The sequence below is a fragment of the Pseudarthrobacter sp. MOO14 genome, assembly GCF_058267675.1.
Map to the genome: position 1 here is coordinate 4,087,991 of NZ_CM177849.1, position 19,227 is coordinate 4,107,217.

Sequence of the window (19,227 nt, forward strand, 5' to 3'; positions counted from 1 at the left end):
GGGATGACTTCATGGGCACCAGCAGCTATCGGGAATGCTATGGGCGCAGCGTGCAGCGGCCGGAGGACTTCTGGCGAGACGCCGCCCGGGCCGTCGACTGGAGCGTCCAGCCCACCCGCGCCCTGGATTCGAGCCGCGCCCCGCTCTACCGCTGGTTCCCTGACGGTGAGCTGAATACCTGCTACAACGCGCTGGACCGGCATGTGGCCGCAGGCCGCGGAGACCAGACGGCACTGATCTACGACTCCGCCATGCTGGGCATCCAGCAGCGCTTCAGCTATGCAGAACTCACCGAACTTGTGGCCCGTTTCGCCGGAGTGCTCCGGCGTAACGGTGTGGGCAAGGGCGACAGGGTGGTGATCTACCTGCCCATGATTCCTGAGGCCGCCATCGCCATGCTGGCCACTGCCCGCCTGGGCGCGATCCATTCGGTGGTCTTCGGCGGCTTCGCCCCCAAGGAACTTGCCGCCCGGATTCGCGACGCCGCCCCCGCCGTCGTCGTCACCGCCTCGGGAGGGCTCGAGCCCTCCCGCCGGATCGAGTACCTGCCGGCCGTCGCCGAGGCGCTGGAGCTCGCCGGAACGCCGGCGACCCCGGTGCTGGTCAAGGGCCGGGACGGCTTCAAGGACTCCGCGGCGGACCACGCCGGCTGGCTGGACTGGGAGAGCGAAATGGCATCCGCGGATCCCGCCGCACCGGTGGACGTCATGGCCACGGATCCCCTCTACATCCTGTACACCTCCGGGACCACAGGCACCCCCAAAGGCGTGGTGCGGGACAACGGCGGCCACGCCGTCGCCTTGCGCTGGACCCTGGAAAACATCTACGACGTCGGTCCCGGCGACGTCATGTGGACCGCCTCGGACGTGGGCTGGGTGGTGGGCCACTCCTACATTGTCTACGGTCCGCTGCTGGCCGGCGCCACCACCGTGATCTACGAGGGCAAACCGGTGGGAACCCCCGACGCCGGTGCGTTCTGGCGGGTGATCCAGGACCACAGGGTCAACGTGCTCTTCACCGCCCCGACCGCGCTGCGGGCCATCCGCAAGGCCGACCCGGAGGCCATGCTGGTGAAGAACTACGACATCTCCAGCCTGCGGACCCTCTTCGCCGCGGGGGAGCGGCTGGACACGGACACCTTCCACTGGGCCTCCCGCGTCCTCGGCGTGCCCGTGGTGGACCACTGGTGGCAGACCGAGACCGGCTGGGCCATCTGCGCCAACCCGCGCGGACTGGACACACTGCCGATCAAGCCGGGCTCGCCCAGTGTTCCGATGCCCGGCTTCAGGCTGCGGATCCTCGACGCGGCCGGCCAGGAGGTGGAGGCCGGCACCGAGGGCAACATAGTCCTCGACCTGCCGCTCCCGCCAGGCACCCTTGCCACCCTGTGGCGGAATGACGAACGGTACATCTCCTCCTACCTGCAGGCGTTCGAGGGGAGCTACGCCACCGGAGACTCCGGCTACCGGGACAAGGATGGCTACCTCTTCGTGATGGGCCGCACCGACGACATCATCAACGTCGCCGGGCACCGGCTTTCCACCGGTGCCATGGAGCAGGTGATCGGCCAGCACCCGGCCGTTGCCGAATGCGCGGTGATCGGCGTCGCGGACTCCCTGAAGGGCCAGCGCCCCAGCGGCTATGTGGTGCTCAAATCCGGGGTGGACATACCCCCGGAACTCCTGGAGAAAGACCTGGTCGCCCTGGTGCGGCGGGACATCGGCGCGGTGGCGGATTTCAAGCACGTCACGGTGGTGGAGGCCCTGCCCAAGACCCGATCCGGAAAGATCCTCCGCAAGACCATGCGGCAGATCGCCGACGGAGAGGAGTACAACGTGCCGTCAACCATCGAGGACCCCGGGGTCATCGTCCAACTGGCCGGCGTACTGCGGCCGGAACGCGCAGCCGGAGACTGAGCCGCAGGAGTATACGGCCCTGGACCTCAGCGGGCGGTCCACCGGTATTCGTTCTCCGGCCTGCCGGGGGTGCCGTAGCGGGCCGTACGGGAAACGGTGCCGGCATCGGCAAGGTACTCCAGGTACCTCCGTGCCGTTACCCGGGACATTCCCAGGGCCTCCATGACTTCGGTGGCAGAGACTGCCCCGGGCTGTTGGCGGAGGAACTCCTGGACTGAGCCGAGGGTGGAGGTGGAAAGCCCCTTGGGCAGCGGCAACTCCGAGGGAGCCCGCAAGCTGGCGAAGGCTTGGTCCACATCACTCTGCGAAGCGCCCCCTCTGCCTGCCCCGGCACCTGCCCCGGCCAGCTGCTGCCTGAACTGGCGGTAGCTTTCGAGCTTGTCGGAGAACGTGGCGAACGTGAACGGCTTGATCAGGTACTGGACCACGCCGATGGCGACGGCACTACGGACGATGGCCAATTCGCGGACGGCAGTGATGGCGATGATGTCGGCAAGGATTCCGGCCGAACGCATGCGCCGGGCAATGTCCAGGCCGTGCAGGTCCGGCAGGTTCATGTCCAGCAGGACCAGTTCCACGGGCTCTCCGGCCGCCACGAACTCGTTCAGCAGCCGCAGGGCCGACTGGCCGTCCGGGGCAGTGCCGGCGAGCTCGAATCCGGGCAGCCGCCCCACGTAGGCGGCGTGGGCTGCGGAGGCGATCGCTTCATCCTCAACGACGAGGACCCGGATGTTGCTCACTGGCTGTGCTCCTTTTCCGGGGGCACCGCTGCGGGCAGGAATACTTCGAACTTGGCGCCGTTCCGTCCATTGATGGCCAGCGTACCGCCCAAACGCCCCACAGCCTGCCGGACCAGCGCCAGTCCGACCCCCCGGCCTCCGGGACCGGCCGGCTTCGTGCTGAAGCCATGCCGGAAGATCAGTTCGGCATCGGCCGGGTCGATGGGGGTCCCGGAATCGTTGACGGCGATGTCCAGTCCTTCCTCGTCCGCTTCCAGGGTCAGCTGGACCCGCCGCGGAGCGGGAGCATCGGCTGCCGCGTCAATGGCGTTGTCCAGCAGGTTGCCCATGATCGTCACCAGGTCCTGGACGGCCACACCAGGCGTCGAGCCCGAACCCAGGGTGGACACGTCCAGCTGCACCCCGCGTTCGTGGGCCTCGGCCACTTTTCCCATGACCAAGGCGCCCACCACCGGTTCGTCGATGGAGCTCACCATGTCATCGGTCAGCTGCTGGCTCAACGCCAGGTCCTTCGTGGCAAAGTCCAGGGCCTCCCCGGTCCGGCCCAGCTCAAGGAGCGAGACCATGGTGTGCAGCCGGTTGGCGTGTTCGTGGGTCTGCGCCCGCAACGCATCGGACAGGGTCCGCATGGTCTGCAGCTCGTTGCCCAGCGCTTCGATCTCCGTCCTGTCACGGAGTGTCGCAACCGTTCCGTACACCGGCACCTTGCCGCGCGCACCGGGGGACTCCGGACCCCGGGCGGGGCCTTGGTTGACCACCAGCACGCGGGAACCTGTCAGGACCATCTCGTCCTTGGTGGTGCGTCCGGACTCGAAGAGGCTGCGAAGCTCGCTGTCCAGCGGGAGATCGGCCAACGATGGCGGCTTGGTGGGATCATTGCTTCCGGTCTCGGCAAGGCCCAGCAGCTCGGCGGCCTGGTCGTTGTACATCACCACCCGCTTCCTGGCATCGATCAGGATCAGCCCTTCGCGGACCGAGTGGAGTACCGACTCGTAGTAGGCGAAGAGCTGGGCCAATTGTTCGGGGCCCCAGCCGCGGGTCACTCGGCGGAGGTACCGGCCCAGCAGCCACGAGGCCAGGGACCCGCCCACCAGCAGGGCAATTCCCAAGGCGAGCAGCACGGGGAGCCGGGCAGCGAAGGCAACGTCGACGTTGCGGACCGTAACGCCAACAGCCACCAGTGCCTTGATTGTTCCCGCTGAATCCTTGACCGGAACGATGGTCCGGACGGAAGGGCCGAGGGTACCCGCCGTGACTTCCGTAAAGGTGCGCCCCTGGAGGGCGGCATCGATGGAACCGATATATGGCCGGCCCAGTTCCTCATCCCGGGGATGCGTCCAGCGGGTCCGGTCGGGAGCCATGATGGTGATGAAGTCCACCCGTGCCGCGGCGGTGACATCCTTGGCGTACGGCTGCAGCAGGACGGAGGGATCCGGCGTGGCTGCTGCTTGGAGCACCAAGGGATTGGCGGCGATGGAGGCAGCCACGCCCTCCATCCGGCGGCCGGCTTCATCATAGGTCCGGTCCCGTGCGTCGAGGTAGGCGGCAGTTCCTACGATGGCGATGAAGCACACCACGATCAGCAGGTTTGCCACGAAGAGCCGGCGGGCGATACTCCAATGGTGGATCATGCGTACCTCCATCTGACCCTGCGGGTGCCGCGACCAATATGAACGCAACGGTGAGCTGGATCACGGGGTGCCCAATGATGGATATCACATTGCAAGGACGTGTCGAGCCCAGAGCCTGTGCCGCAGCGTCTATCAGAATATCCACAAGGAGACACATCATGGCTTCTCAACGAGGAGAGTCGCTCGGAACTGCGACGCCGCGGCGCAAGGGACTGGACAAGTCCCACTACCTGTACATCGCCGTCATCGCGGCAGTTATCCTGGGCGCACTGGTGGGCCTGCTGTTCCCGGAGGTCGCCAAGAACCTCAAGCCGCTGGGCGACGGGTTCATCAAGCTCATCAAGATGATGATCGCGCCGGTCATCTTCTGCACTATCGTCCTGGGCATCGGTTCCATCGCCAAGGCGGCTACCGTGGGCAAGGTGGGCGGCCTGGCGCTGGGTTACTTCGTCATCATGTCCACCTTCGCCTTGGCCATCGGCCTGGTGGTCGGCAACCTGATCCACCCCGGTGAGGGCCTGAAGCTCACGCCCTACGATCCCAACAAGAAGGCAGCTACGGACAGCACCGTCGACTTCCTGCTGGGCATCATCCCCAGCGACATCCCCGTGCTGCCCACCCTGCTGGCGGCAATCCTGGTGGGCTTCGCACTGCAAAAGATGGGCCCCCAGGGCGCTCCGATCCTGAAGGCCATCGGCCACGGCCAGGCCCTGGTGTTCCGCATCCTCATCATGATCATGTGGCTCGCTCCGGTCGGCGCCTTCGGTGCCATCGCCGCCGTCGTGGGCGCTACCGGCGTCCAGGCCATCGTGAGCATGTTCACCCTGATGGTGGCGTTCTACATCACCTGTGCGCTGTTCATCGTCGTGATCCTCGGCGGGCTCCTCCAGGTGGTGGCCGGCGTCAACATCTTCAAGCTCATGAAGTACCTGGCCCGCGAATACCTCCTCATCTTCTCCACGTCCTCCTCCGAGGCTGCGCTCCCGCGGCTGATCGCCAAGATGGAACACCTGGGCGTGTCCAAGCCCGTCGTCGGCGTCACCGTTCCCACCGGATACTCCTTCAACCTTGACGGAACAGCCATCTACCTGACCATGGCGTCCCTCTTCGTTGCCAACGCCATGGGTACCCCGCTGGACCTCGGCGCCCAGATCTCCTTGCTGATCTTCATGATCATTGCGTCCAAGGGCGCCGCCGGCGTGACCGGCGCCGGGCTGGCCACCCTCGCCGCGGGCCTGCAGGCACACCGTCCCGAGCTGCTCGGCGGCGTGGGAATGATCGTCGGCATCGACCGCTTCATGTCCGAAGCCCGTGCGCTGACCAACTTCACCGGCAACGCCGTCGCCACCGTCCTGATCGGCACCTGGGTCAAGGAGATCGACGGCGGCCAGGTCACCCGCGTCCTCTCCGGCGAGGCCCCGTTCGATGAGCAGACCATGATCGCCGGGCATGGCGAAATGGCACCAAAGGAAGAAGGCGCCCGCGAGGTCGCCAAGGCCTGACCGTCACCTGCGGCAACGCCCGAAACCGCCCCTGCAGCCCCCGCTGCAGGGGCGGTTTTGTTGTGTTCAACCCACAACCTTCGACCTCTACTAGAGGGTCAAGGCTCAACATTCGCGGAAAGTCAAGTTCCGTCGAATGCCGTGTCGGGCGCTGTAACCTAAGGATCAGAACGAACGGCGCTGGCGAGCCAGCGGCAGGAAATCACCGTCATCGAAAGTGTGGACAGATACGTGAGCAGCGAACAGGGTTCAGCAACTCTGGAGGGCACGGAATTCGACCTGGAAAACGCGGTGATGGGCCCCACCGGGCGCCCATACCGGGAGTTCCCGGAACCCGCGCCGCTGTCCTCCCACGGCCCGGCCCGCGTCATTGCCATGGTCAACCAGAAGGGCGGCGTCGGGAAGACGACCTCCACCATCAACCTCGCCGCAGCGCTCGCGGAATACGGCCGCCGCGTCCTGCTGGTGGACTTTGACCCCCAGGGCGCGCTCTCGGCTGGCCTTGGCGTCAATCCGCACGAGCTTGACCTCACCGTCTACAACGTCCTGATGGACCGCAAGGTGGACATCCGCGACGCCATCCACCAGACCGGCGTCGAGAACGTCGACCTCCTGCCGGCCAACATCGACCTCTCCGCCGCGGAAGTCCAGTTGGTCAACGAAGTGGCACGCGAGCAGGTCCTGGACCGTGCGCTCAAGAAAGTCGAAGACGATTACGACGTCGTCCTCATCGACTGCCAGCCGTCCCTCGGCCTCCTGACTGTCAACGCCCTCACGGCAGCGCACGGTGTCATCATTCCGCTGATCTGCGAGTTCTTTGCGCTCCGCGCGGTGGCGCTCCTGGTCGAAACCATCGACAAAGTCCAGGACCGGTTGAACCCGCGCCTGCAGGTGGACGGCGTGCTGGCCACCATGTACGACGCCCGCACCCTGCACAGCCGGGAGGTCATCACCCGCCTGGTGGAGGCCTTCGGCGACAAAGTCTTCGAGACTGTCATCAAGCGCTCCATCAAGTTCGCCGACGCCACCGTCGCCGCCGAACCCATCACCAGCTACGCGGGGAACCACGTGGGGGCTGACGCCTACCGCAGGCTGGCCAAGGAACTGATCGCCCGCGGCGGCGCACCGTAACCAACGCCGTGGCCGAATCAAAGCCCGGCTTCGAGGTGCGGCTGGCCAACTTCACCGGCCCTTTCGATCTCCTCCTGGGCCTCATTGCCAAGCACCAGCTGGACATCACCGAGGTGGCCATCGCCACGGTGACGGATGAGTTCATCAAGTACATCCGGAAACTCCAGGAGCTCGGCGAAGAATGGGCGCTGGATGAGGCAAGCGAATTCCTGGTGATCGCCGCGACGCTTCTCGACCTGAAGGCGGCACGACTCCTCCCCGCCGGCGAGGTCGAGGATGACGAAGACATCGCCCTCCTCGAAGCGAGGGACCTGCTCTTCGCCCGGCTGCTCCAGTACAAGGCCTTCAAGCACGTGGCCGGAATCCTGGGCGAGACCCTGCATCAGGAGGGCCGGCGCTTCCCGCGGCAGGTGGCACTGGAGGAGCAGTTCGCGGCGATGCTTCCCGAACTCGTCTGGAAGCACACGCCTAAACAATTCGCCGCCCTGGCCGGGGCCGCACTGCGGCCCAAGGCCCCGGCGCAGCCGCCGCAGGTGGCCCTTGGCCACCTCCACGGGGGCAACGTCAGCGTCAAGGAGCAGGCCGAGATGCTGGGCCTGCGCCTGCAACGGCAGTCCCCGCTGACCTTCCGCTCCCTGATCGCCGACGCCGGGTCAACCCTGGTGGTGGTCGCCCGGTTCCTGGCGCTGTTGGAGCTGTTCCGGGACAAGGCGGTCTCGTTCGACCAGCTGTCCCCGCTGGCAGAGCTGGCAATCCACTGGACAGCCGATGGCCGGGACTGGTCGGCCGAGCATCTCAGCGAAGAATACGAGGAACAACTGTGAACCTGGAACCGCAACAACCGGAGCCGGGGGCGGACTTTGGGGATGACCACGACCCCGACGGGCTTCCGGGGGGCGCCAAGGCCGCCCTTGAGGCCGTCCTGATGGTCCTGGACGAGCCGGCTACGGAGGATGAACTCGCCGCGGGGGTTGGCCTCACGCCCGCCACGGTGCGCTCCCTGCTGGAAGAACTTCAACGCGAGTATGACGGCTATACTGTTAACGCCCCGGATATGGAGAATGCCAGCCACGCTGGCTTTGGCTCCAGGCCCCGGGGTTTTGAATTGCGGAACATCGCCGGTGGCTGGCGGATCTACTCCCGCGCCGAATTTGCCGACATCGTGGGCAAGTACGTGCTCGACGGGCAGACCACCAGGCTCACCCAGGCGGCATTGGAAACACTGGCTGTCATCGCGTACCGCCAACCCGTTTCACGGGCCAGGGTGTCTGCAATTCGCGGAGTCAATGTTGATTCTGTCGTACGGACACTCGCCCAGCGCGGGCTGATCGAGGACGCGGGAACCGATCCCGAGTCCGGCGCAATCCTTTACCGGACCACCTCCTATTTCCTTGAACGGATGGGAATCGGTTCAGTGGAGGAGTTGCCCCACCTGTCGCCGCACCTACCGGGTCTCGATGGGATCGCAGAGTTCTACGACGCCGACATGATGTAGGCAGGGCACTCCCTGTCCGCGTCAATTCACTTACCAGGGCAGACGAAGTCTGCACGGCTGGCTAGGGTTGTCCTTGGACATCTCTGCGGGCCAAAACATCGAAGGACGGGTCATGACACAGGCGGGACGCCAGGGTTCACCACGTAACGGATCAGGACGCGGCGGGAGCGACCGCAACGCGTCACAGCGCGGGAATTCACCCCAGCGCGGCAACCAGGGCGGAGGCTCCCGGGGCGGCGCGGCAAAGCGTTCGTCCGCCTTCGGCGGCGACCGCCCGCAGCGGGCGCCGAAGCCGCGCGAGGAGCGCTTCATCGACCCCGACCTTGCCGGGGACCAGCAAGGACGCCCAGCAGGAGGCTCCAAGCCGGCGGCGCCGTCGTCGCGCAAGCCCGCTGCCCGCAAACCGGGATCCAAGAAGGCACCCGGAACTCCCGGCGCACCCAAGACCAAATCGCGCACGGGTGCACCCGGCGCTGCTGCGTCCCGCGCCTTCGGCAGCGAACGCTTCGGCCAGAACCTTGGCCCGGTCCGCAAACCTGCCCGCAGGAAGGGCCCCCGCGGCAACGTTCCCCAGTCCGAACTCCACGATGCCGACGGCGTCCGCCTCCAGAAGGTGATGGCGTCGGCTGGTGTGGCGTCCCGGCGTGTCTGCGAAGAGATGATCGCGGAGGGCCGCGTGGAAGTGGACGGCCAGGTGGTCACCGAGCTCGGTGTCCGCGTCGATCCCAAGACCGCCGTCATCCACGTCGACGGCCTGCGGATCCAGCTGGACGAAAACCTGGTCTACATGGTGTTCAACAAGCCCAAGGGCGTGGTGTCCACCATGGAGGACCCGGAGGGCCGCCCCTGCATCAGCGATTTCCTCAAGAACAACAAGAACACCGGCGAACGCCTCTTCCACGTGGGCCGGCTGGACGTCGCCACCGAGGGGCTGCTGCTGCTGACCAACGACGGCGAGCTCGCCAACCGGCTGACCCACCCCTCCTACGAGGTACCCAAGACCTACCTGGTCCAGGTGCGCGGGCCGTTCCCGCAGGGTGTCGGTGCCCAGCTGAAGGCCGGCGTCGAGCTTGAGGACGGCTTTGCCAGCGTCGATTCCTTCCGGCTGGTGGACTCCACGCCCGGCCACGTGCTGATCGAGGTTGTGCTCCACTCCGGCAAGAACCGGATTGTGCGCCGCCTCTTCGACGCTGTCGGGTTCCCGGTCCAGCGGCTTGTCCGCGTCAAGGTGGGCCCCATTGGGCTCGGAGACCAGCGCCAGGGCAGCATCCGCAACCTGGGCAAGCAGGAAGTCGGCCACCTGCTGGCATCCGTAGGGCTCTGATCCATGTCCGCGTTCAAAAGCCACGGCCGCGGCCACCTGGACGGGCCTGTGGTGGTCATTGGCGCCGGACTGCTGGGTGCCAGCATCGGGCTGGGCCTGCGTGGGCGCGGCGTAGCGGTGTTCCTGTCCGACCCCTCACCCACCAACCAGGCGGTGGCGGTGGATATCGGGGCGGGCCGCCCGCTGTCCGAGCTCGGCAGCGGAAAAGCCCAGCTCGTCGTGGTTGCCGCCCCGCCGGACGTTACGGCCGACGTCGTCTGCCAGGCACTCTCCGACTACCCTGACGCCGTGGTCGTGGACATTGCCAGTGTCAAGGCGGACATCCTTGCCCGGCTCCGGAGCCTGGGCGCCGACCTTTCACGGTATGTAGGCACCCATCCCATGGCCGGAAGGGAAAAGTCCGGTCCGGTAGCCGCCCGCGGCGAGCTGTTCACTTCCATGCCGTGGGTGCTCTGCCCGTCGGAGGAAACCTCAGACCACGCTTTGCAGGTGGCCCGCTCGCTTGCCTCGGACCTGGGAGCCGTCGTCTCGCAGTTCACGGCGGAAGAGCACGATGAAGCCGTCGCCCTGGTGTCGCACCTGCCCCAGGTCATGTCTTCGCTGCTGGCGAGCAGGCTGCAGGGCACGCCGCTGCATGCCTTGTCCCTGGCGGGGAACGGCCTGCGCGACGTCACCAGGATCGCCGCCAGCGATCCCACCCTGTGGGTTCAAATCCTTGGCGGCAACGCGGCCAAGGTCGTAGAGATCCTTTATGGCGTCCGCGAGGACCTGAACCGGCTCATCGGAACCTTGGAGCAGCCCACTGCACCGGGTGCCCGCCTGGACCTTGCCCAGCTCATCAGTGAGGGCAACGCCGGGCAGGCGCGGATTCCCGGCAAGCACGGCGGGCCACCACAGGCGTATTCCTGGCTGACGGTGCTGGTGGATGACAAACCGGGCCAGATCGCGCAGCTGCTCACCGAGATCGGTGAAATCGGCGTGAACGTCGAAGATCTTCGGCTGGATCATTCATCCGGACAAAACGTCGGCATGGTGGAATTGTCAGTGTTGCCGAACAAGCACGACCACCTGATCGAAGCCCTCAACGACCGCGGATGGCGGGTACTTCAGTAATGACACAGGAACTTCTCGAAACCATGCGCGCGCTGCGCATCGGCCGGCCCCTGGTGGTCGCCATCGACGGGCCGTCCGGCTCCGGCAAATCCAGCGTGAGCAAGGAGGTCGCCCGCCGGCTCCGTCTTGCCTACCTGGACACCGGTGCCATGTACCGTGCCCTGACCTGGTACTGCGTGAGCGAGGGCATCGACCTGGCGGACACCCCTGCCGTGGAGCAGGCGTCCCGCGACTTTGTGCTGGAATTGAGCACCAGCCCGCAGGAGGAATACGTGCGGGTAGGCGGCGTGGACGTCACTGATGCCATCCGTGAGCCCGCGATCTCCTCGGCCGTCAGCGCCGTCGCCACCACGCTCGGCGCCCGGACCGAACTGATCCGCCGGCAGCGCGACCTGATCGAAAAGCACCACCGCCGCATGGTGGTGGAAGGCCGGGACATCACTACCGTCGTCGCGCCCGGCGCCGAAGTGCGCATGCTCCTCACCGCCAGCGAGGAAGCCCGGCTGCGCCGGCGCGGCATCCAACTGGGCGGCACCCAGAACGCCGAGCAACTTGCCGCCCAGGTCACGCACCGGGATGCCAAGGACTCAACCGTGGTCAATTTCACGCAGGCGGCGGACGGCGTGGTCACCCTGGACTCCTCGGACTTGGACTTCGAGCAGACGGTGGACGCCGCGCTCGTGATCGTCATCAAGGTGCTCAACCGTGACTGACGCCGGAGCCGGCCTGCCGTCCGGTTTGACCACGGTATGGAGCAGGCCCGTGGGCTGGGTGCTGGACCATGTGGTCTACCGGACCTCCGTGACCGGCAGGAGCAACGTCCCCACCGGCGGTCCCGTCATCTTTGCGGCCAACCACATCAGCTTCCTGGACGGGCCGGTGATGTTCGGCGCGGCCCCACGGCCCATGCACATCCTGGTGAAGCAGGAGATGTTCAAAGGCTTCCTGGGCCGGGTGCTCACCGCCTCCGGACAACTTCCTGTGGACCGCCGGGGGGACAGGGGTGCGCTGCAGCGCTGCAAGGCCGTGCTCGACGCCGGACGCTGCGTTGGGATTCTCCCCGAGGGAACGCGGGGGAGCGGGGCAGCAGAAGACATCAACGGCGGCGTGGCGTGGCTGGCCCTGAACACCGGCGCGCCGGTGGTTCCGGTGGCCATCCTCGGGACCCGCCAGGGAGCCGAACGCCTGGATTCGGTTCCGCGGCCCGGGCGGCGTTTCCACGTCAGCTTCGGGACAGCCCTTACCCTGGCCCGCCGGGCCGGCGAAAGCGGGCGTGCTTCAATGGACAGGGCGGCGCAGGAAATCCGTGCGGCCCTGGCGGGGCATGTCCAGGACACCATCACCATCAGCGGGCAGCCCTTGCCTTTCGCTGATCACCAAGACCTGACAGCAGTAGCCGGGGACGCCGGCAGATGACCACTAAGGACAGTGCAATGAGCGACACCACCCAGACTTCCGGGCATTCCGGTGCCGGCGATGACGAATACGTACCCTCCGGCAGCGACCAGGTCGCCGAACGGCTGGCGGCAATAGACGACGACGAAGCAGAGCTGCGTGCCGCCTCCCTCCGGGCCGGCCTTGAGGACTACGACCTCGACGAGGACGACGCCGCCCTGCTCAGCGGAGACTACGGCGACGAAGACCTTGAGGGTCCGCTTAAGCTGGATCCGGTCCTGGCCATTATCGGCCGCCCGAACGTGGGCAAGTCCACGCTGGTGAACCGGATCCTGGGCCGGCGTGAGGCCGTGGTGGAGGACACCCCCGGCGTCACCCGGGACCGCGTCATGTACTCGGCGAACTGGAACGGCCGCAACTTTACTTTGGTGGACACCGGCGGATGGGAACATGACGCCCGCGGCATCCACGCCCGCGTGGCCGAGCAGGCCGAGATGGCCGTGGAACTTGCCGACGCCGTCCTCTTCGTGGTGGACTCCGCCGTCGGAGCCACCGCCACGGACGAAGGCGTCATGAAGATGCTTCGCCGCAGCAAGAAGCCGGTCATCATGGTGGCCAACAAGGTGGACGACTTCGCCCAGGAAGCGGACAGCGCCGCACTGTGGGGCCTCGGCTTCGGCCAACCGTACCCGGTATCAGCGCTGCACGGCCGCGGCGTGGCAGACCTCCTGGACCACGTCATGGACATCCTCCCCGAGTTCTCCACCGTCGAGGGCGTGGAACGATCCGGCGGTCCCCGCCGAATCGCCCTGATCGGCCGTCCCAACGTGGGCAAGTCCTCCCTGCTGAACAAGCTCGCCGGATCCGAACGCGTGGTGGTGGACAACACCGCCGGCACCACCCGTGACCCCGTGGACGAATTCATCGAACTCGGCGGCCGCACGTGGCGCTTCGTGGACACCGCCGGTATCCGCCGCCGCCAGCACATGGCCCAGGGTGCGGACTACTATGCTTCCCTGCGGACGCAGGCCGCCCTCGAAAAGGCGGAGGTCGCCGTCGTCCTCCTGGCGGTGGACGAGGTCCTCAGTGAACAGGACGTCCGTATCCTGCAGCTGGCCATCGAGTCCGGACGCGCGTTGGTGCTGGCCTTCAACAAGTGGGACCTGCTCGACGACGAACGCCGCCGCTACCTCGAGAGGGAAATCGAGCAGGACCTTGCCCACGTCGAATGGGCTCCGCGGGTCAACATCTCCGCCAAGACCGGCTGGCACAAAGACCGCCTGGTTCCGGCCCTGGACCTGGCCCTGGAGAACTGGGACCGGCGCATCCCCACCGGGCGCCTCAATGCCTTCCTCGGCGAACTCGTGGCCGCGCACCCGCACCCGGTCCGTGGCGGCAAGCAGCCGCGCATCCTCTTCGGCACCCAGGCCTCCAGCCGGCCGCCGAAGTTCGTCTTGTTCACCACCGGCTTCCTGGACCCCGGGTACCGCCGGTTCATCACCCGGCGGCTGCGGGAAACCTTCGGCTTCGAAGGTACTCCCATCGAGGTGAGCATGCGCGTGCGTGAGAAGCGCGGCCGCAAGCGTTAATTGCGACACACCTTGGGGCTGATCGCCGGAAAGTGTCACTGGCACCCCTCCGGATCGTGTAAGCTCTTCTAGGTGGTTCGGCCGGACTGCTGATGGAAATCCTTGGAGGAATCCTTGGATCCGGGTCAGCGGAGAACGGCTGAACCAGCGGGCTGTAGCGCAGCTTGGTAGCGCACTTGACTGGGGGTCAAGGGGTCGCAGGTTCAAATCCTGTCAGCCCGACCAAAAAGCGGAAAGCGCCGGAGATCATCTCCGGCGCTTTCCGCTTTTTTGGCGTTTCCGGGCGTTCCAGGTCCGGCCGGATGCCTGGTTCCGGGACTGCCTATTTCAAGAACTTCGACGTCCTCCGGTCCGCCAGGATCTTGCCCTTGGTCTGGCACGTGGGGCAGTACTGCAGCGCCGTGTCCGCGAACGACACTTCACGCACGGTGTCGCCGCACACGGGGCAGGGCTGGCCGGCGCGGGCGTGCACCCGCATGTGGCTTCGCTTGACGTCCTTGAGGTCTTTGGGCGGCTTGCCGCGGGCTTCCACCAGCGCCTGGCCCAACACGCTGTGGATGGCGTCGTAGAGCACCTGGACCGTTTCCCGGTCCAGGGACTTGGCGATGGCGAACGGGGAGATCCGCGCGGCGTGCAGGATTTCGTCGCTGTAGGCATTGCCGATGCCGGCAATGACGCTTTGGCTGCGCAGCAGCCCCTTGATCTGCTGCGAACTGCCCTGCAGGATCTCCGCCAGCATGCCGGCGTCGAACGCCTCCGTGAACGGATCGGGACCCAGCGCCGCAATTCCCGGTACATCCTGCGGATCGCGCACCACATAGACCGCCAGGCTTTTCTTGGTGCCCGCTTCGGTCAGGTCCAGGCCCCGCGGGCCGTCCGGGCCTGCAAAGGTGCACCTGACGGCGATCAGGCCCTTGCCCATTCGAAGCTGGCTGTCGGCGGGGGAGTCGGTGAAGCGCACCCACCCCGCTCGCGCCAGGTGGAATACCAGCGACACGCCCGCAGTGTCGATGCTGATGAATTTGCCGAACCGCCGGACCCCGGAGACCAGCTGTCCCTCAAGGGCGCTGAAGGGCGGGTCGGCGGTTTTGAGGACGGCGAAGGACACGATCTGCAACCTTGAGATCGTGCACCCGCGCAGCTGCTCGTCCAGGAACGTGGCCAGGCCGGCCACTTCGGGCAGTTCCGGCATGGCTTACCCGCCCCGCCGCAGGGATGCTGCACCAGTGCTTGCACTCATGGGTCCCATCTTGTCAGAAACCCCGGTGCCCGCCCCGGCAGTTGTGCCTATACTTTCAGCGGCGGCCCGATTTCCGGGCCCCTCGTGACCTTGGCGCGCACCCCGATGAAAGGCCCCCCATGAGCAACATTCCCGAAGACCTGTCCTATACCGCCGAACATGAGTGGGTTACGGCCCCCAATGCCGACGGCGTGGTCCGCGTGGGAATCACCGACTTCGCCCAGGACGCGCTTGGTGACGTCGTCTACGCCCAGATGCCCGAAGTCGGCACGAAGATTACGGCGAACGAAGTGGTGGGCGAGGTCGAGTCCACCAAGAGCGTGAGCGACATCTACGCACCCGTTTCCGGCGAAGTCGTGGCGCGCAACGACTCCCTGGACAGCGATTCCGCCCTGATCAACACCGATCCCTACGGTGATGGCTGGCTGATCGAGGTCAAACTGGCCGAACCTGACGCCGTCGAGTCGCTGCTCAGTGCATCGGAGTACGAACAACAGGTAGGCTAAAGCTAACCGGTTAATCCGGTCCGGCCCCGCGTCGCAGGCAGGACGTCTTCGCACGTCAGTGGCCGGATCGGGCGCCGGCGCCGGACCTGCCGGGCAGGGCCGGTGAGCAATCGTCGGTTGCGGGCCAAGGCCCTGCACATCTAAGAGGAGGAATCCATGGCTGGCCACAGACACAACCCTGCCGATGGGGATTACGGCACGGGTGCGGCTAAGGCGTCGGAGACCACCTCGATCCATCTCACGCCGGTCACCGATGAGCCCACCATCGCCCCGAAGCTTTCTTCGGACGAGCGCAATTCCGTGGAGGCCCTGCCTGCCGGTTCCGCGCTGCTGGTAGCGCACAGCGGCCCGAACGCCGGTGCCCGGTTCCTCCTGGATTCGGACGTGACCACCGCCGGCCGCCACCCGGATGCGGATATCTTCCTGGACGATGTCACGGTCTCGCGCCGGCACGTCGAATTCCGCCGCACCGCTCGAAGCTTCGAAGTCGTGGACAAGAACAGCCTCAATGGCACCTACGTCAACCACGACCGGGTGGACAGCGTGGAGCTCAAGTCCGGCAGCGAAGTCCAGATCGGCAAGTTCCGCCTCACCTTCTACCTGAGCCCTGCCACGGCTGCAGGCCGCAGCTGACCCGGGGACCACTGCCTGTGGCAATGGCACAACCGGAACGCCGGGGCCCCCAGGTCCTGAATATCGGCGAGGTCCTCGCCCAGCTCAGCGCTGACTTCCCGGGCATGACGGCGTCGAAAATCCGCTTCCTTGAGGAAAAGGGCCTGATCAATCCGCGCCGCACACCTGCCGGCTACCGCCAGTACTCCGACGGCGACGTCGAACGCCTGCGGTTCGTGCTGGCCCTGCAGCGCGACCAGTACCTGCCCCTGAAGGTCATCAAGGACTACCTTGACGCAATCGACAGGGGAGAGCGGCCGGAAAACCTGCCCCCCGGCGTCGTGGTGTCCCCTCGTATTGTCTCGGACGAACTTGCCGCCGAGTTGCAGAACCGGGGCAGGAAACTGAGCGAGGAGCAACTTCGGACCGAATCCGGAGCCAGCGTCCCCCTGCTGCAGTCCCTGCTGAGCTTCGGCCTCATCAGCCACAGCAACGGCCAGTTCGATGAGCATGCCCTCCAGGTTGCCCGCGCGTGCGTGCAGCTGGAAAGCCATGGGCTCGAGCCGCGCCACCTTCGCCCCTTCCAGGCGGCGGCCGAGAGGGAATTCGGCCTCGTGGAACGTGCCGTCGCGCCGCTGGCCTCGCGCAAGGACTCGGCATCGCAGGCACGCGCGGCCGAGGCCGCCCGCGAGATCAGCGATCTTTGCCTCACCCTGCACCGGGCCCTGGTGCAAGACCACATCTCACGCATGGACATCTGATGATTGAAGTAGAGATCGTAGGCGTTCGCATCGAATTGCCGTCCAACCAGCCGCTGGTCCTGCTCAAGGAGATGCACGGCGAACGCCACGTGCCCATCTGGATCGGCACCCCCGAGGCCAGTGCCATTGCGCTCGCCCAGCAGGGTGTTGTCCCGCCCCGGCCCATGACGCACGATCTCCTGGTGGACGTGGTGGAGTCGCTGGGGCACTCCGTGGTCAGCGTCAACATCGTGGCCGTGGAAGACAACATTTTCTATGGCCAGCTGCAGTTCGAGAACGGCACCACGGTCAGCTCCCGGGCCTCCGACGCCCTGGCCATCGCGCTGCGGGCCAAGTGCCGGATCTGGTGTGCCGATTCGGTCATGGACGAGGCCGGAGTGCGCATCACGGAACATGATGAGGGGGAGGACACCGAGCCGGGCCCCACGGTGGACGAAGAACGCGAAATGCGCCGGTTCCGCGAGTTCCTTGACGACGTGGAGCCCGAGGATTTCGACGGCTAAGGTCACGTTAAGGTTAAAGTTGAGGCTGAAAGTTTCGACACGCCTCTTTCAACCCCCCAACGTCTTTGACCTGGGGACCTGCCGGGCCTAACGTCGAAGTATCAAGTTCCCTTGCTTACGGCAGCCGCGCAAGTCACACTGGAAAGTGCGCCCCGCGACAATTACACGCATGGTCTTCATGCCGAAGCTGCCTTAGAGAGTTCCTGGGAGCGTACGACAAGGAGGATCCAGGTGAGTCCCAAAGGCGAAGCAGGCGGGCTGAAACAGCCCACAGCTGGTGTTGCTGTGCCCGTGAGCGGTGCCCAGGGCCTCCTGTTCACCGAGGACCTTCCGGTACTGGATGAGGACGCAGGCTACCGCGGCCCCACTGCCTGCAAAGCCGCAGGCATCACTTACCGGCAGCTCGACTACTGGGCGAGGACCGGTTTGGTTGAACCCGCCGTCCGCGGTGCCGCCGGCTCCGGCTCACAACGGCTGTACGGCTTCCGGGACATCCTGGTCCTCAAAGTGGTCAAGCGCCTCCTGGATACCGGGGTCTCCCTGCAGCAGATCCGGACCGCCGTCGAACACCTCCGGGAGCGCGGCGTCGAGGACCTGGCACAGATTACGCTCATGAGCGACGGTGCAAGCGTCTACGAGTGCACGTCCGCGGATGAGGTCATAGACCTCGTCCAGGGTGGCCAGGGAGTCTTTGGCATCGCCGTTGGCCGTGTCTGGCGGGAAGTGGAAGGCAGCCTCGCGTCGCTGCCCAGCGAACATGCCGCGGAGCAATCCTTTCCCGACGACGAACTGAGCAAGCGCCGTGCGGCGCGGAAGATCAGCTGACACCCGTTCCAATATTTAAGGGCCACCCTCCGGACGGAGGGTGGCCCTTAAACGTTGGAACGGGTCCTAGCGGGTACGGCTCCGCAGGCCGGCGCCTGCGGCCATGAGGTTGGCCAGGAGGTCGTCAAACAATGCCGCCGCGGACTTGGCCGAATCGCCGGGCCAGTGATGCACGGGGTGGGCCGCACCCTGGATCTGCTGCCAATTGGCCTGCTCCGGGATCCTCGGGCTCAGCAGGAGTTCGCCGAACATGGACTCCATCTCCGCCAGCCGGTAGGTGTGCTCGGAGGAACCCGTGCGGACCCGGTTGGCCACGATGCCGGCAGGCGAAAGATTGGGGGCGAACTCCTGGCGGAACAGCTGGATGGCGCGCATGGTGCGTTCCGTGCCTGCCACCGAGAAGAGGCCGGGCTCGGCGACCAGGGCCACCTTGTCGCTGGCGGCCCATGCCATGCGGGTCAGCCCGTTGAGGGACGGCGGGCAGTCGATCAGGACCAGCTGGTAGTCCCCGGCGCCGGCAAGTACGGCCGACAGCCTGCGGAGGTCGCGGCGGCCAAGGTCCGGCCGATCGTAGATGCCCGTGTAGGCGGAGCCGACGGCGACGTCCAGGACGGCGGGCCCGGAACCGTTGGCCGGGACGCGGTCAGCCCAGTTGCTTCGCACCACGTTCTCGGCCATCTTTGCCCGGCGGGGGCTCTTCAGCATCCTGCCGATGTCCAGATGGTCTCCGGGCTGGACTCCCAGTGCCGTGGTGGCGTCGGCGTGCGGATCCAGGTCCACCACCAGTGTGCGAATTCCGGCGGCCAGCGCCGCAGACGCCAATCCTGTGGTGACGGAAGTCTTGCCGACTCCACCCTTAAGGCTGCTGATGCTGACTACTTGCACTTGAGAGACCAAAACCTAACGCCGGATGCCGTGTTGGGGGTAATGTTTGCCTCGGCAGA

18 protein-coding genes, 1 tRNA gene and 1 pseudogene are annotated in these 19,227 nt (G+C 66.2%); 16 read left to right on the top strand and 4 right to left on the bottom strand.

Going from position 1 to position 19,227, the window contains the following annotated elements; genetic code table 11:
• Positions 1-11: 11 nt before the first annotated feature.
• Entirely contained in the window at positions 12-1,916 is a 1,905-nt protein-coding gene (locus AC4EEV_RS18825; RefSeq protein WP_491329712.1) for a propionyl-CoA synthetase, read from the top strand.
• Positions 1,917-1,942: 26 nt separating this feature from the next.
• On the opposite strand, the gene AC4EEV_RS18830 is transcribed toward AC4EEV_RS18825, so the two are convergent.
• Positions 1,943-2,656, bottom strand: a complete 714-nt coding sequence (locus tag AC4EEV_RS18830; protein ID WP_018763512.1) for a response regulator — start codon at positions 2,654-2,656, stop codon at positions 1,943-1,945.
• Positions 2,653-4,287 (bottom strand): sensor histidine kinase, encoded by a 1,635-nt coding sequence (locus AC4EEV_RS18835; RefSeq protein ID WP_491329713.1) that lies wholly within the window; start codon positions 4,285-4,287, stop codon positions 2,653-2,655. Before AC4EEV_RS18835 ends, AC4EEV_RS18830 begins: the two co-directional genes overlap by 4 nt.
• Before the next feature lie 158 nt (positions 4,288-4,445).
• Between AC4EEV_RS18835 and AC4EEV_RS18840 the strand changes: the two genes are divergently transcribed.
• The 10 genes and pseudogenes from AC4EEV_RS18840 (at position 4,446) to AC4EEV_RS18885 (ending at position 14,061) form a co-directional block, all read left to right on the top strand.
• On the top strand, positions 4,446-5,789 hold the full coding sequence (locus tag AC4EEV_RS18840) for a cation:dicarboxylate symporter family transporter (RefSeq protein ID WP_109864344.1): 1,344 nt from the start codon (positions 4,446-4,448) through the stop codon (positions 5,787-5,789).
• 231 nt (positions 5,790-6,020) lie between these two features.
• Positions 6,021-6,920 carry a ParA family protein gene (locus AC4EEV_RS18845; RefSeq protein ID WP_018763515.1) on the top strand — a complete coding sequence of 300 codons (900 nt, stop codon included), beginning with the start codon at positions 6,021-6,023 and terminating at the stop codon, positions 6,918-6,920.
• 8 nt (positions 6,921-6,928) lie between these two features.
• Positions 6,929-7,744, top strand: a complete 816-nt coding sequence (locus AC4EEV_RS18850; protein WP_491329714.1) for a segregation and condensation protein A — start codon at positions 6,929-6,931, stop codon at positions 7,742-7,744.
• A gap of 101 nt (positions 7,745-7,845) precedes the next feature.
• The gene (scpB, locus tag AC4EEV_RS18855) at positions 7,846-8,415 is read left to right on the top strand and encodes an SMC-Scp complex subunit ScpB (RefSeq protein WP_231369930.1); all 570 of its coding nucleotides are present in this window, start codon (positions 7,846-7,848) and stop codon (positions 8,413-8,415) included.
• Positions 8,416-8,527: 112 nt separating this feature from the next.
• Complete coding sequence (locus AC4EEV_RS18860) at positions 8,528-9,739, top strand: pseudouridine synthase (RefSeq protein ID WP_018763518.1); 1,212 nt, start codon at positions 8,528-8,530, stop codon at positions 9,737-9,739.
• 3 nt (positions 9,740-9,742) lie between these two features.
• Entirely contained in the window at positions 9,743-10,852 is a 1,110-nt protein-coding gene (locus AC4EEV_RS18865) for a prephenate dehydrogenase (protein WP_018763519.1), read from the top strand.
• Positions 10,852-11,565 carry a (d)CMP kinase gene (gene cmk / locus AC4EEV_RS18870; protein ID WP_109864341.1) on the top strand — a complete coding sequence of 238 codons (714 nt, stop codon included), beginning with the start codon at positions 10,852-10,854 and terminating at the stop codon, positions 11,563-11,565. Before AC4EEV_RS18865 ends, cmk begins: the two co-directional genes overlap by 1 nt.
• A pseudogene (locus tag AC4EEV_RS18875) lies at positions 11,558-12,275 on the top strand (lysophospholipid acyltransferase family protein). Before cmk ends, AC4EEV_RS18875 begins: the two are co-directional and overlap by 8 nt.
• 10 nt (positions 12,276-12,285) lie before the next feature.
• Positions 12,286-13,836 (top strand): ribosome biogenesis GTPase Der, encoded by a 1,551-nt coding sequence (gene der / locus AC4EEV_RS18880; RefSeq protein WP_018763522.1) that lies wholly within the window; start codon positions 12,286-12,288, stop codon positions 13,834-13,836.
• A gap of 148 nt (positions 13,837-13,984) precedes the next feature.
• Positions 13,985-14,061 (top strand) — tRNA-Pro (locus AC4EEV_RS18885).
• 97 nt (positions 14,062-14,158) lie between these two features.
• On the opposite strand, the gene AC4EEV_RS18890 is transcribed toward AC4EEV_RS18885, so the two are convergent.
• Entirely contained in the window at positions 14,159-15,028 is an 870-nt protein-coding gene (locus tag AC4EEV_RS18890; protein ID WP_018763523.1) for an Fpg/Nei family DNA glycosylase, read from the bottom strand.
• Positions 15,029-15,195: 167 nt separating this feature from the next.
• On the opposite strand from AC4EEV_RS18890, the gene gcvH reads away from it, so the two are divergent.
• The 5 genes from gcvH (at position 15,196) to AC4EEV_RS18915 (ending at position 18,283) form a co-directional block, all read left to right on the top strand.
• Positions 15,196-15,582: a glycine cleavage system protein GcvH gene (gcvH, locus tag AC4EEV_RS18895; protein ID WP_018763524.1), complete on the top strand. Its 387-nt coding sequence runs from the start codon at positions 15,196-15,198 to the stop codon at positions 15,580-15,582.
• Positions 15,583-15,738: 156 nt separating this feature from the next.
• Positions 15,739-16,215 (top strand): FHA domain-containing protein, encoded by a 477-nt coding sequence (locus AC4EEV_RS18900; RefSeq protein ID WP_018763525.1) that lies wholly within the window; start codon positions 15,739-15,741, stop codon positions 16,213-16,215.
• 23 nt (positions 16,216-16,238) lie between these two features.
• Positions 16,239-16,955 carry a transcriptional regulator FtsR gene (gene ftsR / locus AC4EEV_RS18905; RefSeq protein ID WP_018763526.1) on the top strand — a complete coding sequence of 239 codons (717 nt, stop codon included), beginning with the start codon at positions 16,239-16,241 and terminating at the stop codon, positions 16,953-16,955.
• The gene (locus AC4EEV_RS18910; RefSeq protein ID WP_018763527.1) at positions 16,955-17,458 is read left to right on the top strand and encodes a bifunctional nuclease family protein; all 504 of its coding nucleotides are present in this window, start codon (positions 16,955-16,957) and stop codon (positions 17,456-17,458) included. Before ftsR ends, AC4EEV_RS18910 begins: the two co-directional genes overlap by 1 nt.
• A gap of 231 nt (positions 17,459-17,689) precedes the next feature.
• A complete protein-coding gene (locus AC4EEV_RS18915; protein ID WP_018763528.1) occupies positions 17,690-18,283 on the top strand; it encodes a MerR family transcriptional regulator in 594 nt (197 codons plus the stop codon).
• 66 nt (positions 18,284-18,349) lie between these two features.
• On the opposite strand, the gene AC4EEV_RS18920 is transcribed toward AC4EEV_RS18915, so the two are convergent.
• The gene (locus AC4EEV_RS18920; protein ID WP_026265085.1) at positions 18,350-19,168 is read right to left on the bottom strand and encodes a ParA family protein; all 819 of its coding nucleotides are present in this window, start codon (positions 19,166-19,168) and stop codon (positions 18,350-18,352) included.
• Between the last annotated feature and the right edge of the window lie 59 nt (positions 19,169-19,227).